A 14,296-nucleotide genomic window follows, 5' to 3' on the forward strand; every position below is an offset into this window, starting at 1 on the left:
GTCAAAGTCCTTTGCTGAAAATGGTCCAGATGCCACCGCACGCTATGGCAACCCCGTACGGGAGCGGCGCATGTCGCAAATGGCGCCAACGCTCGATGGCGTAGACGCGGCGTACGAGCGATGATCCGGCAGGCGCGAGCCTGGGATATGGCAGGAGGCGCATCATCACATGCACCATGGCAAGAACGCCGCCGGCCAGCGCGGTAATGGTCAGCAACTGAATCACGCCGGTCAGCGGGAGGCCGATCGCCAAAGCGACCAGCAACTTGACGTCGCCGCCGCCGATCCATCCCCACTGGTAGATCATGAACAGCAGCAAGAACAGGATCGTCGCTGATATCACGGATTCGACGAGCTGCATCGGGATGGCGAGTTGACCGACAACCCCGAGGAGCGCCAGCACCAAACAGATCTCGTTTCGGATCAATCGCGTCGCAACATCGATCGTTGCGACATAGAGCAGCAACAGGATTTCGAGAAACGAGGTTATGGAAACAATCCAACTCATCAAACGCACGCCTTAAAAAAAGCGGGCACGTTTCAATACATGCCTCAAAACAATGGGAGGCAGATTCCGATGCCCCCTCAGGCGCAAGATGCCTGCATTACACGGCTGCAGTGAAAGCGGCGGTGACAACGGCCAGCGCGCCACTCAGCGCCGTCCCGATACCACCAGTAGCTCCGGTGCCGAACGCAGCAGTCACTCCGCCGATGATGCAAGCCGCCACAATAATGTATTCGAACGACACCACGCCGCCTTCGTCCGTGCGCAGACGCTTCAATGCGTCCCTGGACTTAACGCGATAGCTCAACATAGAAGGAACCCTTCTTTTGCCCGAAGGCAGAACTTTCAGAGCTTGCGGCAGCTATCCAGTTCTTGAATGCACGCCTCAAAAAAGTGGGGGGCCAGATTCCGCTGCCCCCCTCCGGGGCATGATACCCGTAATTATACGGCCGCGGTGAAGGCGGTGGTGATGGCGGTGATCCCAGCGGTCAGCGCGTTCGAGATCGCGCCGCCGGTGCCGGTGCCGAACGCAGCAACCACTGCGCCGATGATGCAGGCAGCGACGATGATGTACTCGAACGACACCACACCGTCCTGGTCGGTGCGCAGACGCTTCAGAGCTTCCGTGGTCTTGATGTAGTACTTCAGCATGGAAAAATTCCTTCTTTAGAGATGAATTTGGCGATGCCAACGGGATCAATTTATAATCACGGACCAAGATAGCGCGCCGGGAAATTTGGGATTACCTCCGGGACAAGGTAAACGCAGCTGGCGAAGGCGCCGTCCGCGATGGATAGTGGCAGGCTTTCGCATCAACCCATGGCGCTTGTGACACAAGGCCGACGGCAGCGTCCTGCGTATCCCCATTTGTCGTCATCGATCGGAAGAAAACGCCGGAGCTGTCGACACAAAAAAGCCGTGTCCGACGGACACGGCCAAGTTTCAGGGAGGGAGAAGGTCCGGTGCAGGCCTCAACCGAGGCCCCGGCGGTCGTCGGCCGGCAACGCAATGCAAGGATCAGCGTCGCTCACGACCGTGATCACCATTTCAATGCAGCCGTGCGCACGGGATGATCCCAGAGCGCTGATGTCTCGGCGTCGAGCAGGCTCAGCGTGAGCGAGCAGCCGGCCATGTCGAGCGATGTGACGTAGCTGCCAACCAGCGAGCGGACGATACGCAGGCCGCGCTTCTCGAGCATTCGGCGCGCCGCGTTGTACATCAGGTAGAGCTCGATCGTGGGCGTGCCGCCAAAGCCGTTGACGAGCAGCAGTGCCTCGGAGCCCTCGCGCGCGCCGAGATCCTCGGCAATCGCGGTCGTCATCTCGAGGGCGATCGCATCGGCCCGCTCCAGCTTGACGCGGCGCCGGCCGGGCTCGCCGTGAATGCCGACGCCCACCTCCATCTCGTCCTCGGCGAGCGCAAAGGTCGGCGTGCCCGCGGCAGGCACGGTGCAGCTCGTCAGCGCCACGCCCATCGAGCGGGTCCGCGCATTCACGCGCTCGCCGAGCGCAACGCAGCCTTCGAGGTTGAGGCCCTTCTCGGCGGCGGCGCCGACGATCTTCTCGACGACCAGCGTGCCGGCGACGCCGCGGCGCCCGATGCTGTGGGTCGAGTTCTCGACCGCGACGTCGTCGTCCGTCACGATGGTGGCGACGCGGCCCTCGGCGATCTCGGCTGCCATCTCGAAATTCATGCGGTCGCCCGCATAGTTCTTCACGATGAAGAGCACGCCGGCCTCGCTAGCTACAGCCTGCGCGGCCTCGACAATCTGGTCCGGCGTCGGCGAGGTGAAGACCTGGCCGGGACAGGCGGCATCCAGCATGCCATAGCCAACGAAGCCCGCATGCAGCGGCTCGTGCCCGCTGCCGCCGCCCGACAGCAGCGCGACCTTCCGTGGGTCCAGCTCGCGGCGCCGCACAAATTTCCGCTCCGCACCGAGCGTGACGAGATCGGCATGCGCGGCCGCGAAACCATCGAGGCTTTCCGCGAGCACGTGATCGACCGAGTTGATGAATTTTTTCATGGTCTCCTCCCCTCTCCGTCTCCCAGCGCCTCGCGGCTATTTTTCCCGCATGATGGCGACAAGGCGCCGTGCGAACTCCTGCAGCAGCGCATCCAGTTCGGCATTGCGTTTTGCGCTGCCGAGATCCGGCAGATGCAGCGTCAAGGTCCGTTCGTGCGAGCCTTCGGTCAGCCGGCCGATCCGGCGCGGATGCGCGCGCGCATAGGCGCGCAGGAACGCGGTCTTGGCCTGCGGCGGAAAGTGGCAGACGTCGAAGATCGTGTTGAGATGCTGCACCGGGATCGGCACCGGATAGGCCGGATTGCTGATCTGGCTGACGAAGCTGCGGTTCTTGCCCATGGCATGCGCGAGGCGAAGCCGCATGCCCGACGGGCGGCTCTCCAGCACCTCCTTGAAGATGCGCTTGTAGACCGCAACAGCGCCGGCCTCTGCCGGTTCATCGGTCGCCGTGTCAGCCAAGGCCGCCTCCGCCGCTCAAACGGTCGATGGTCTGCTTGATCTGCGCCAGCGCCGACGTGGTCACGGACAGCTCGCGCAGGCCGCAGTTCAACAGCGCAGGGACGCAGCGCGGGTCACTTGCCATGTCGCCGCACAGGCTGACGCTGACACCGGCGCGTCGGCCGTGCTCCGCGGTCCGCGCGATCAGTTCGAGCACGGCCGGATGCAGGGGATCCATCAAGGGGGCTAGAGCTCCGTTGGAACGATCGCAGGCCAGGACATATTGCGCGAGATCGTTCGAGCCGATTGAGAAGAAGGCGGCCTTGAAGGTGTTGACCGAAAGCGCCGCCGCCGGGACCTCAACCATGATTCCGAGCTCAGGCAGCATCGCGGCAATGCCCTCGGCCTGCAAGCGCTGCACCACGTCGGCGAACAGCTTCCGCCCTGCCTCGAGCTCGTCGGCCGAGGTGACCATCGGGAACATGACCTTGAGATTGCCGCGCACGGCCGCGCGTGCCAGCGCACGAAGCTGGACGGTGAAGATCTCGGGCCGCGCCAGGCACAGCCGCAAGCCGCGAACGCCGAGGAAGGGGTTGGCTTCGCCGTCGGTCGTAAATCCCGGCACCGGCTTGTCGCCGCCGGCGTCGAAAGTGCGGATGGTGACCGGACGCTCCCCGGCCCACCGCAGGACCGCATCGTAGGCCGCGAACTGGGCCTCCTCGTCGGGCAGGCCGCCCGGCTCGCTGAGCAGAAACTCGGTGCGCATCAGCCCGATGCCGTCGGCATATTGTGCGTCGGCGTGGGCGAGGTCGCCGACGCCCTGAATATTGATGAACAGCTTGATACGCTCGCCGCGCCACAGGGCCGTCGGCCGGCGCAGGATCGCACGCGCAGAGGCCCGGCTCTTGCGATGGATGTCGCGCCGCTTCTCGAACAGGCGGAGCTGTTCGGCATTCGGATCGAGCTCGAGCGTGGCGCCCTCGCCGTCGAGCAGGGCGGTCGCTCCGAACTCGGGGACGGCGCCGAGCTGCACCACCATCGGAATGCCGCGCGCGCGCGCCAGCATCGCGACGTGGCTGGTCGGACTGCCGCGCAGCAGCGCCAGCCCGCCGCCGCCCGACCAGTCGATCTCCAGGAATCGCGACGGCGGCAGATCGTCGGCGCAGACCACGGCCCCGCTCGGGATCGTCAGGGCCTCGGCGCCACCGCCACGCAGGATCGTCATCACGCGGTCGCGCAGATCGGCGAGATCGGAAGAGCGCGCCTTCAGATATTCGTCTTCGGCCGAATTGTAGTCCGCGATCTGCGCATCGAGCGCCGACCGCCACGCGACGTCGGCCGCATCGCCCTCGCCGATCGCCGCGAAGATCTCTTCGATGAAATCCTCGTCTTCGAGCAGCGCGACCTGGAATTCGAGAATCTGCGCGGCCTCGCCGCCGGCGATCGCCGCAAGCTCGGCGATCTGCCCGCTCGCCGTGTCGATGGCCTTGCGAAGCGCGAGCGCCTCCTCGACCAGCGAGCCCGCAACGCGCTCGCCGCTCGTATCGGCATCGACACGGACGAACGGACCATGGGCAAAGCCGATCGAGGCGGTCCTGCCGCGGTAGGCGAGGTGCTGAGCGCCGCCCTGCATCTTACGACACCTCGTCGGGGAAGTCGGTTTCGATCAGCTTGACCAGGGCGGCGACCGCAGCTTCCGCGTCACTGCCGCCGGAGGCCTTGATCTCGATCGTGCTGCCGTGCGCCGCGCGCATCGCCATGATCTTGGCCACGCTCTTGGCATTGATCCACTCGGCTGCGCCTTCGACCCGGACGGAAATCTGGGCCTGGAACTTCTTGGCGAGCTTGGTCAGCTTGACCGCCGGGCGCGCATGCATGCCCACCGCGTGAATCAGCCGTACGTTGCCCGAGAAGATCTGTCCGTCCGCTTTGTCCAACATCGTCATATTCCATCATCGCTTCGCCGACGTCTCAATCGGCAGAGAGTTCCTCGGCCACGGCTTTCACCTGGGCCAGTGTGCTGCCCCCCGCCGCCTCGGTTGCCGCCATCACGGCGCCCTCAACGATTGGCGCGTTGCATACGACAACGTGGTCGCGCCGCGCGGGCTCCAGCATTTCCACCGCCATCTCGCTATTGGTCTCGGCGCCGCCGAGATCGACCAGGATCGCGACACCCTTGGCGGACCAGGCATCATTGATGGCGTCGATGATCGAGGGAACGCTGGTGCCCAGCCCGCCGTCGGGATTGCCCCCGCAGAAGGCGACCCTGACCTCGCTGCCGACCATCTGCCGCACCATGTCGGCGGTGCCTTTGGCGATGTCCCGCGAATGCGAGACGATCACGATGCCTACGGTGTCACTCATTATCTTGTCTTCCCTCCAGGCTCGCGCAGACCGCCTGCACGAGAACGCAGCTCGAACGGGCGCCGGGATCGATATGCCCGACGCTGCGCGCGCCGAGGAACGACGCCCGCCCCTTGGTCGCCTGCATCGGCGCGGTCCGCTCGACGGCTTCATTCGCGGTGGCCCTGACACGTTCGATCAGGTCCGGTGCGCCGGCAGCCGTCTTCAGCGTTTCCAGCACCGGAACGAGCACATCGAGCATGGTCTTTTCCCCGGCATGCGAGCGGCCGCGCGCGCTGACCGCGTTGACCGCGCTGCCGAAGACGTCGGCGAGATCCTCGGGCAGGTGCTTGTCGTGCGAGAGCGCTTCGCCGGCGGCCAGAAAGAAGCTGCCATAGAGCGGCCCGGAGGCGCCCCCGACCGTCATCACCAGCGTCTTGCCGATCATCTTCAGCGCCTCGTCGAGCGGCTGCGCCGAAATCGCATCGAGCTTGCCCAGCACGGCCTCGCAGCCGCGCTTCATGTTGGTTCCGTGATCGCCGTCGCCGATCGCCTGGTCCAGGCTGGTCAGCTCCGGCGCGCTGGCGATGACCTGCTCGGCGGCCACCTTGACCAGCGATTTGAAGGTTTCGGCTTGCATCGACATCGCGAAATATCCTCTCAATGGGCCGGCGCGGGAACGCGCTGCCCTGCAGAATCGAAGCAGAGCGGATGCATCAGATGCAATTCGACCTCCTGACCGGCCTGCAGCGGCTGATGCGGATCCGCAAGCGTCACCAGTGTCTCACCCTTATAGTCCAGATGGACATGATTCTGCTCGCCGAGGTGCTCGACCCGATGGACGCGGCCGACCATCGCCCCGCCATTGCGTGCGCCGATCTTGAGGTGCTCGGTGCGGATGCCGACCGTCTCCGTTCCCGATGGCACCGGGACGTCGGACAGCAGGCCGGCTGGAAGGAAATTGATCTGCGGCGTACCGAGCCGCGAGGCGACGTAGCTCGAGGACGGGCTTTCGTAGATCTCCCGCGGCGTGCCGACCTGAAGCAACCGGCCGTCCCTGATCACGCCGATCCGCGACGCCATGGTCATGGCCTCGACCTGGTCGTGGGTCACGTAGAGGATGGTGGCGCCGAGCTCGAGCTGGATTCGCTTGAGCTCGAGACGGAGCTCGGAGCGGAGCTTGGCGTCGAGCGACGACAGCGGCTCGTCCATCAGATAGATCGAGGGATCGCGCACCAGCGCGCGGCCGATCGCGACCCGCTGCATCTCACCACCCGACAGCCGGGTCGCGCGGTTGTTCAGCTTGCTCGCGATATGCAGGAGCTCCGCCGTCTGCTCGACGCGCTTGCGGATGACGGGCTCGGGCACGCGCCGCGCGGGCGAGCGCAGCGGGAAGGCCAGATTGTCGTAGACCGTCAAATGCGGGTAGAGCGAATATTGCTGGAAGACGAAGGCGATGTCGCGCGATCCGGGCGGGTCACGGGTGACATCGCGCCCGTCGATCATGACTGAGCCTGTGTCCGGCGTCTCCAGCCCGGTGATCAGCCGCAAGGTCGTGGTCTTGCCGGCGCCGCTCGGCCCGAGCAGGACCAGGAATTCGCCGTCATCAACCGTCAGCGAAAGCTCGCGCACCGCCTCCACCGCACCGAAGCGCTTGGTGATGTTGCGTAGGGCGACGTCAGCCATGGTGCGCGCTCCCATCATTGGCGGTCCGGATCGCAAGGCCTGAGCCGACATCGAACAGCACGAGCCTCTCCGAGCTGAATTCCAGGCCCACCGTCTCGCCGATCCGCACCGCGGCGCTGGACGGCAACCGCGCCGCAACGCGGCCGTGCGCGGTATCGACGGTGACGATCTGCGTCGTGCCGAGATATTCCGCACCGAACACCTCGCCGCGGACGGCAGCCGCATCGCTGAAGCGGATATGCTCTGGGCGAACCCCGAGCGCCAGCGGCGCGGGCGCACGATCCTGGCGAATCTCCGGCACCGCAACGCGCGCATCGTGGAAGGCGATGGCCCGATCACCGGATTTGAGGCCGCCCTCGAAACGCAGGAAGTTCATCGAAGGCGAGCCGATGAAATCGGCGACGAACATGGTCGCCGGCCGATCATAGATCTCCTGCGGCGAGCCGATCTGCTCGACGCGCCCCTTGTTCATGACGGCGATCTGGTCGGCCATCGACATCGCCTCGAGCTGGTCATGGGTCACATAGACCGTTGTGGCGCCGATGCGGTCGTGCAAATCGCGGAGCTCGCTGCACATCAGATGGCGAAACTCGGCATCGAGCGCGCCGAGCGGCTCGTCCATCAGGAACGCCTTTGGCCGCCGTACCATGGCGCGGCCGAGCGCGACACGCTGGCGGTCACCGCCCGACAGTTTCGACGTCTTGCTCGACAGCAGATGCTCGATCCGCAAGAGCCGCGCGGTCTCCTGCACCCGCTGCGAAATCTCGCGCTTCGCCATGCCCTGGCACTTCAGCGGAAAGGCGATGTTCTCGGCGACGTTCATGTGCGGATAGAGCGCGAACAGCTGGAACACGAAGGCGATATCGCGCGCCGATGCACGCTCGAAGGTGACGTCCTCACCGTCGAGCAGGATCTTGCCCTCGGTCGGCAGTTCGAGACCCGCGATCATGCGCAGCGTGGTGGTCTTGCCGCAGCCGGACGGGCCGAGCATCGCAAAGAAGGCGCCGTCATCGATGGTGAAATTCGAACCGTGCACGGCGGTGAACTGATCGAACGACTTGCGCAGGTTCTCGACGCGGATCTGTGCCATGTGACCGCCCTACTCCGGAAAATGGCTGACGATGACGTAGCCGACCGTGCCGGCGAGGATCGTGACGAAGGAATAGCTGTAGAGATCCATCGACAGCGGCTGCACCAGCATGATGATGCCGCCTCCGATCAGGGTCATCGTCACGGTCTCCCAGGGACCGCGCCGGAACCAGCGGGACAATCCGCTCCTGGCAAGGACAGAACCGCTCATTTGCGCACAGCTCCAAAGGTGATGCCGCGCAAGAGATGCTTGCGGAGCAGCACGGTGAACAGGACGATCGGCACGACGAACAGCGTGGTCGCGGCAGCAACCGCCGGCCAGTCCTGCCCGCCCTCGCCGATGATGAAGGGAATGAAGGGCGGCATGGTCTGCGCCTCGCCGCTGGTCAGCAGGACGGCGAAGGCGTATTCGTTCCACGAGAAGATCAGGCAGAAGATCGCGGTGGCCGCAATTCCCGTGACCGCCTGCGGCAACACCACCTTGCGCAGCGCCTGCAGCCGCGTGTAGCCGTCGACCAGCGCAGCCTCCTCGTACTCGCGCGGAATCTCGTCAATGAACCCCTTGAGCAGCCAGACTGCGAGCGAGACGTTCACGGCGGTGTAGAGCAGGATCATGCCGAGCCTGGTGTCGGTCAGATTGAGCTGCCGGTACATCAGATAGATCGGGATCGCGACTGCGACCGGCGGCATCATCCGCGTCGACAGGATGAAGAACAGCAGATCGTCGGCGAGCGGAATGCGGAAGCGCGAGAAGGCGTAGGCCGCGAGCGTGCCGAGGAAGACGGCGAGGAACGTCGAGCCGAAACCGATGATCAGCGAATTGACGAAGCGCGGCACCACCTTGGACGGTCCGGCAATCACCATGTCGCGCTGGCGCACCAGCTTGTCGTACCAGGTCTCGGGCGGCGGCAGCTTGGCGATGAAATCCGGCGTCTGCCGGGTGCGCACCGTGAACAGGTTGACATAGCCTTCGAGGGTCGGCTCGAAGATCACCTTGGGCGGATAGGCGATGGCGTCGCTCTGCGACTTGAACGCGGTGGCGACGATCCAGAGCAGCGGCAGGATCGTGATCACGGCGTAGAGGATCACGAGAGCACCGGCCAAGGCCTTCGAACGGGGCGATGCCTCGACGATGGAATGCGCGGTGGACGTGGCGGCGGTCATCGTTGCTTCACCTTGTTGAGCGCTTTGACGTAGATGTTGGCGGCACCGAACACGGTGACAAACAGGATGATGGCGAGCGCCGAGGAATAGCCGGTGCGCCACTTCTCGAACGCCGCGCGCTTCAACGTGATCGAGACCAGTTCGGTGGTCGATCCCGGTCCGCCCGAGGTCAAGAGGTTGACCATGTCGAACATCTTGAAGTTCTCGATCGCGCGGAACAGCACCGCCAGCATCAGGAACGGCACCGTCATCGGCAGCGTGATCGACCAGAACTGCCGCCAGGCCGAGGCACGGTCGACTTCGGCCGCCTCATAGATGTAGTCGGGAATGGAGCGCAGCCCGGCGAGGCAGATCAGCATCACGTAAGGCGCCCACATCCAGGTGTCGACGAGCACGATGGTCCAGGGTGCGAGCGAGACCTGGCCGGTCATGCTGAACGCGCTCGGCGGCACGCCGGTGAACAGGCTGATCAGAGAGTTGAACGGTCCGATCTGGGGCTGCAGCAGCAGCGTCCAGAAATTGCCGACCACCGCCGGCGACAGCATCATCGGCAGCAGGATGATGGTGGTCCAGAAGCTGTGGCCGCGGAACTGGCGGTTGATCAAGAGCGCCAGGCCAAATCCGATGATCACCTGGAACGTGACCGACCAGATCACGAACTGCGCGGTGGTCTGCAGCCGCATCCAGACATCCTCGTCGCCGAGGATGTCGGTAAAATTGTCGAGCCCGACGAAGCGCAGCGGCAGATAGGACATGCTGAGATTCAGGCTGGTGAAGGACAGCCGGATCATCCACACCAGCGGAAAGATGTTGATCGCCAGCAGCAGCGCGATCGTCGGCGCCACGAACAGCCAGGCGATGGTGCGATCCGACAGGCCGCGCACGCGGCGCGTGGTCCGCGACCTCGCGGGCTCGCCCATGCCGGCGACCGTGGCATCATCAGGTTGAGAGATCGTGGTCATCTTGTCCATCGGCTGGCTGGGGTCGTTTCCCCGAGGAGTGCCCTCGGGGAAACCAGTTCGGTTGATACGAGCGTTTATTGCGACGCGACCTGCTTGCCCTGCTCCTTGAAGACCTTGGTCCAGTCCTTGACCAGCAGATCGAGCGCCTGCTGCGACGTGCCCTTGTCGGCGACGACGTAGTCATGCACGCGCTTCTGCATGTCGAGCAGCAGCTGCGCGTAGGACGGCTCGGCCCAGAAGTCCTTGACGATGCCCATCGACTCCAGGAATTGCGGGGCGAACGCCGCGCTCTTCGGGAAGTCGGGCGCGTCGACCACGGCCTTCAGCGCCGAGTAGCCGCCGAGCTGCCACCAGCGCTGCTGCACGGTGGGCTGCGCAAACCACTTGATGTAGGCCAGCGCGTCATCCTTGCGGTCGGAGGTCGCGACCACGGAGACGCCCTGCCCGCCGAGCTGGGTGAAATGTCCGCCCGGGCCGGCCGGATTGACGAAGAAGCCGATCTTGTCGCCGCCGACATTCGGATCCTTGTAGAGGCCGGGGAAGAAGGCGAACCAGTTCATCTGCATCGCCACCTGGCCGGACTTGAAGGCGTCGAGCCCTTCCTGCATGTAGGCGTTGGTCATGCCCGGCGCGGTGCAGCACTTGTAGAGCTCCTTGTAGAACTCGAGCCCCTTGGCCGCCTCGGCCGAGTTGACGACGCCCTGCATCTGGTACGGCTTCTTCGGGTTGTCGTAGCCGAAGCCGTAATTGTAGAGCACGTTGGTCACGCCCATGGTGATGCCTTCGGAGCCGCGCTCGGTGAAGATGTAGGCGCCGTAGACCTTCTTGCCGTCGATCTCGCGGCCCTGGAAGAACTCCGCGACCTGCTTCAGCTCGTCATAGGTCTTCGGCGGCGCCAGATCGCGGCCGTACTTGGCCTTGAAGGCCGACTGGATCTCGGGCCGCGAGAACCAGTCCTTGCGATAGGTCCAGCCCACCGCATCGGCCATCGCCGGCAGCGCCCAATAATTTGGTGAGCCCTTCGGCCACTGCGAATAGCCGACCACCGTCGCCGGGACGAAGTCGTCCATCGAGATCTTCTCCTTGGCGAAGAAGTCATTGAGCTTGACGTACCACTTGTTCTCGGCGGCGCCGCCGATCCACTGGCTGTCGCCGATGATGAGGTCGCAGAGCTTGCCGTGGGAGTTGAGCTCGTTGAGGAAGCGATCCGCATAGCTCGTCCAGGGGACGAACTCGTATTTCATCTCGATGCCGGATTGCTTGGTGAAGTCCTTGCCGAGCTCCACCAGCGCATTGGCCGGATCCCATGCCGCCCAGCACAATGTGAGCTGCTTGCCTTGGGCGGCGGCCTCGCTGCTGCCGAGCCCCCCGAGCGCTGCGGCCGCAACAACCACAGACGCCGCCGTACTGCGTAGCCAATTCATTCGTCGCATGTCCGTTTCCTCTCTATCGTTGAAGCACCTAACCCGATGGCGCAGCCCTACCGGGACGACGCCAAGACCCTGAAACCGAGTTGATGAGCGATGCTGAGAGCGAGACGGAGCGCTTCCGGAAACGGGATCCGGATGGCTTGGGCTCCTCCCACGCACCGGCTCGATGCGCGATGTTTATCTTTTCTGTAACACTAAACGTATTACTAAATTTCGGCAGGCGTCAAGCCGGTTTTTGCGAGCCCGGCAAATAGTCCCTGGAAGCTCATTTCGAAGCGGCCTGCGCTTGCGCGAACAGGCGCGCAAAAAAGGCCTTGCCTGGGACGATGTTTATTAAATCATTTTACTGAACGTTCAGCGGATCGATCCCGCCCAACTTTTCGCCAAAGTTCGGCAACATCTCTCAACATCTTCGCCACCATTCGACGACGCGCGGCACGTAGCTTCGATTCAGATCCTGATGAATCGGAGGTGGACGCGATGTCCCCAAATACGTCGTCGGTGCTGCTTGCTGCGGCTTGCCTGATGCTGGCCGCATCAAGTCCCTCGCATGCGGGACCGACGCTGGACGAGCTGGCGGGGACATGGATGGGCGTGGGCTCCATGAAACCAAAGGACGGCGCGCGCGAAAAGGTTCATTGCAAGGTGGCCTACAACGTCACCAAGCCGGGCCGGTCGCTGAGCCTCGACCTGCGCTGCGCCAGCGATGCCTACAAGATGGTGCTGTCAGCCAACATCGATCAGAACGGGACCGAGCTGTCCGGCAACTGGTTCGAAAGCGAATACCGCCAGGGCGGCAAGGTCACCGGCACCAACAGGGATGGGCTGATCGAGGCACGCATCGAGGGCAGCACCGTGGCCGCGCTGGTGACGATCAAGACCGCGGGCGATCACCAGTCGTTCGCGATGGACGCACCGGGCGCCTGGGTCTCCCAGGTCGCCATCGAGCTGAACCGGAACGCCAGGTGACATCCGCATTCTACTGCAGACTCGGAAGCTCGAGGCCGCATGTGCGTGCGCACGCGATCGCGGAGTCGTACCCTGCATCGGCGTGACGCATCACGCCGCTCGCCGGATCATTCCACAGCACGCGCTCGATCCGCTTGGCGGCGTCCGGCGTGCCGTCGGCGACGATCACCATGCCGGCGTGTTGCGAATAGCCGATGCCGACGCCGCCGCCATGGTGCAGCGAGACCCAGGTCGCGCCGCTCGCGCAATTCAACAGCGCATTGAGCAAGGGCCAGTCGGATACGGCATCCGATCCGTCCTTCATCGCCTCGGTCTCACGGTTCGGGCTCGCCACCGAACCGCTGTCGAGATGATCGCGGCCGATCACAACCGGCGCTTTCAGCTGGCCCCGCGCCACCATCTCGTTGAAGGCAAGGCCAAGCCGGTGACGATCGCCGAGCCCAACCCAGCAGATCCGCGCCGGCAGGCCCTGGAACTTGATCCGCGCCTTGGCCATGTCGAGCCAGTTGTGCAGATGTCTATCGTTCGGCATCAGCTCCTTCACCTTGGCATCGGTCTTGAAGATGTCCTCGGGATCGCCAGACAACGCAGCCCAGCGGAACGGCCCGACGCCGCGGCAGAACAGTGGACGGATATAGGCGGGAACGAAGCCCGGGAAATCGAAGGCGTTGTTCAGGCCCATATCCTTCGCCATCTGGCGAATGTTGTTGCCATAGTCGAGCGTCGGAATGCCCTGGGCATGGAAGTCGAGCATCGCCCGGACGTGATCGACCATCGATGTCTTCGACGCCTGCTCGACGGCCTTCGGATCGGACGCGCGCCTGGCTTCCCAATCGGCGAGCGTCCAGCCCTTCGGCAAATAGCCATTGATCGGATCATGCGCGCTGGTCTGGTCGGTCACGATGTCGGGCCTGACGCCCCGGCGCACCAACTCAGGAAAAATCTCGGCGGCATTGCCGAGCAGGCCGACCGAGACCGCCTGCTTCGTCGTCGCGGCCTCGGCCATGATCGCCAGCGCTTCATCGAGCGTCGCGGCCTGTCGATCGAGATAGCCGGTGCGCAGACGCATCTCGATGCGGCTCGGCTGGCATTCGACCGCGAGCAGCGACGCACCCGCCATGGTCGCGGCCAGCGGCTGCGCGCCGCCCATGCCGCCGAGGCCAGCGGTCAGAATCCATTTGCCCGCGAGGCTGCCGCCGTAGTGACGACGTCCGACCTCGACAAAGGTCTCGTAGGTGCCCTGCACGATGCCCTGGCTACCGATATAGATCCAGGACCCCGCCGTCATCTGGCCGTACATCATCAGGCCCTGGCGATCGAGCTCGTTGAAATGATCGAGCGTCGCCCAGTGCGGCACGATGTTGGAGTTGGCGATCAGCACCCGCGGCGCATCCGCATGCGTCCGGAAAATGCCGACCGGCTTGCCGGACTGGACCAGCAGCGTCTGATCGGCTTCGAGCTTGCGCAGCGAAGCCGTGATCCGGTCAAAGCTCTCCCAGTCGCGCGCCGCGCGCCCGATGCCGCCATAGACGACGAGCTCGCTCGGACGCTCCGCGACTTCAGGGTCGAGATTGTTCATGAGCATGCGCAAGGGAGCTTCGGTCAGCCAGCTCTTGGCACTGATCTCGCTGCCGCGGGGCGCGCGGATGGTGCGGTCGTTGTCCAGTCGGCGGTTCATGGAAAAACC

At 64.4% G+C, this 14,296-nt stretch carries 17 protein-coding genes; 1 reads left to right on the plus strand and 16 read right to left on the minus strand.

The window, feature by feature from the left end:
- Position 1: 1 nt before the first annotated feature.
- The 15 genes from JQ604_RS01670 to JQ604_RS01740 all read right to left on the minus strand — a co-directional run bounded on the left by JQ604_RS01670 (position 2) and on the right by JQ604_RS01740 (position 11,643).
- Entirely contained in the window at positions 2-508 is a 507-nt protein-coding gene (locus tag JQ604_RS01670) for an A24 family peptidase (RefSeq protein ID WP_212352326.1), read from the minus strand.
- A 97-nt stretch (positions 509-605) separates the two neighbouring features.
- On the minus strand, positions 606-815 hold the full coding sequence (locus JQ604_RS01675; RefSeq protein ID WP_212352328.1) for a hypothetical protein: 210 nt from the start codon (positions 813-815) through the stop codon (positions 606-608).
- 131 nt (positions 816-946) lie between these two features.
- Positions 947-1,156, minus strand: coding sequence for a Flp family type IVb pilin (locus JQ604_RS01680; protein WP_212352330.1), 210 nt, complete (start codon positions 1,154-1,156; stop codon positions 947-949).
- Between the two features lie 388 nt (positions 1,157-1,544).
- Positions 1,545-2,528: a dihydroxyacetone kinase subunit DhaK gene (dhaK, locus tag JQ604_RS01685; RefSeq protein WP_212352332.1), complete on the minus strand. Its 984-nt coding sequence runs from the start codon at positions 2,526-2,528 to the stop codon at positions 1,545-1,547.
- 36 nt (positions 2,529-2,564) lie between these two features.
- Complete coding sequence (locus JQ604_RS01690; RefSeq protein WP_212352334.1) at positions 2,565-2,987, minus strand: hypothetical protein; 423 nt, start codon at positions 2,985-2,987, stop codon at positions 2,565-2,567.
- Complete coding sequence (gene ptsP / locus JQ604_RS01695) at positions 2,980-4,599, minus strand: phosphoenolpyruvate--protein phosphotransferase (RefSeq protein WP_212352336.1); 1,620 nt, start codon at positions 4,597-4,599, stop codon at positions 2,980-2,982. The genes JQ604_RS01690 and ptsP overlap by 8 nt, the downstream gene beginning before the upstream one ends.
- Before the next feature lies 1 nt (position 4,600).
- Entirely contained in the window at positions 4,601-4,906 is a 306-nt protein-coding gene (locus tag JQ604_RS01700; protein WP_249157913.1) for an HPr family phosphocarrier protein, read from the minus strand.
- Between the two features lie 31 nt (positions 4,907-4,937).
- Positions 4,938-5,330 carry a dihydroxyacetone kinase phosphoryl donor subunit DhaM gene (gene dhaM / locus JQ604_RS01705; RefSeq protein WP_212352340.1) on the minus strand — a complete coding sequence of 131 codons (393 nt, stop codon included), beginning with the start codon at positions 5,328-5,330 and terminating at the stop codon, positions 4,938-4,940.
- Positions 5,323-5,955 (minus strand): dihydroxyacetone kinase subunit DhaL, encoded by a 633-nt coding sequence (dhaL, locus tag JQ604_RS01710; protein ID WP_212352342.1) that lies wholly within the window; start codon positions 5,953-5,955, stop codon positions 5,323-5,325. The genes dhaM and dhaL overlap by 8 nt, the downstream gene beginning before the upstream one ends.
- Before the next feature lie 14 nt (positions 5,956-5,969).
- Positions 5,970-6,995, minus strand: a complete 1,026-nt coding sequence (locus JQ604_RS01715) for an ABC transporter ATP-binding protein (protein WP_212352344.1) — start codon at positions 6,993-6,995, stop codon at positions 5,970-5,972.
- Positions 6,988-8,085, minus strand: a complete 1,098-nt coding sequence (locus JQ604_RS01720) for an ABC transporter ATP-binding protein (RefSeq protein WP_212352346.1) — start codon at positions 8,083-8,085, stop codon at positions 6,988-6,990. The genes JQ604_RS01715 and JQ604_RS01720 overlap by 8 nt, the downstream gene beginning before the upstream one ends.
- A 9-nt stretch (positions 8,086-8,094) precedes the next feature.
- A complete protein-coding gene (locus JQ604_RS01725; protein ID WP_212352348.1) occupies positions 8,095-8,295 on the minus strand; it encodes a hypothetical protein in 201 nt (66 codons plus the stop codon).
- Complete coding sequence (locus JQ604_RS01730; RefSeq protein WP_212352350.1) at positions 8,292-9,248, minus strand: carbohydrate ABC transporter permease; 957 nt, start codon at positions 9,246-9,248, stop codon at positions 8,292-8,294. Before JQ604_RS01730 ends, JQ604_RS01725 begins: the two co-directional genes overlap by 4 nt.
- Positions 9,245-10,168 carry a carbohydrate ABC transporter permease gene (locus tag JQ604_RS01735; protein ID WP_249157945.1) on the minus strand — a complete coding sequence of 308 codons (924 nt, stop codon included), beginning with the start codon at positions 10,166-10,168 and terminating at the stop codon, positions 9,245-9,247. The genes JQ604_RS01730 and JQ604_RS01735 overlap by 4 nt, the downstream gene beginning before the upstream one ends.
- Before the next feature lie 116 nt (positions 10,169-10,284).
- Positions 10,285-11,643 (minus strand): ABC transporter substrate-binding protein, encoded by a 1,359-nt coding sequence (locus tag JQ604_RS01740; protein ID WP_212352353.1) that lies wholly within the window; start codon positions 11,641-11,643, stop codon positions 10,285-10,287.
- A gap of 477 nt (positions 11,644-12,120) precedes the next feature.
- Here JQ604_RS01740 and JQ604_RS01745 point away from each other — a divergent pair, with 477 nt between their 5' ends.
- Positions 12,121-12,609 carry a hypothetical protein gene (locus tag JQ604_RS01745; protein ID WP_212352355.1) on the plus strand — a complete coding sequence of 163 codons (489 nt, stop codon included), beginning with the start codon at positions 12,121-12,123 and terminating at the stop codon, positions 12,607-12,609.
- A 10-nt stretch (positions 12,610-12,619) separates the two neighbouring features.
- Here the strand turns inward: JQ604_RS01745 and hutU are convergent, their stop codons facing one another.
- Positions 12,620-14,287 carry a urocanate hydratase gene (hutU, locus tag JQ604_RS01750; RefSeq protein ID WP_212352357.1) on the minus strand — a complete coding sequence of 556 codons (1,668 nt, stop codon included), beginning with the start codon at positions 14,285-14,287 and terminating at the stop codon, positions 12,620-12,622.
- Positions 14,288-14,296 lie beyond the last annotated feature (9 nt).

This window comes from Bradyrhizobium jicamae, assembly GCF_018130695.1.
GTDB lineage: Bacteria > Pseudomonadota > Alphaproteobacteria > Rhizobiales > Xanthobacteraceae > Bradyrhizobium > Bradyrhizobium jicamae_B.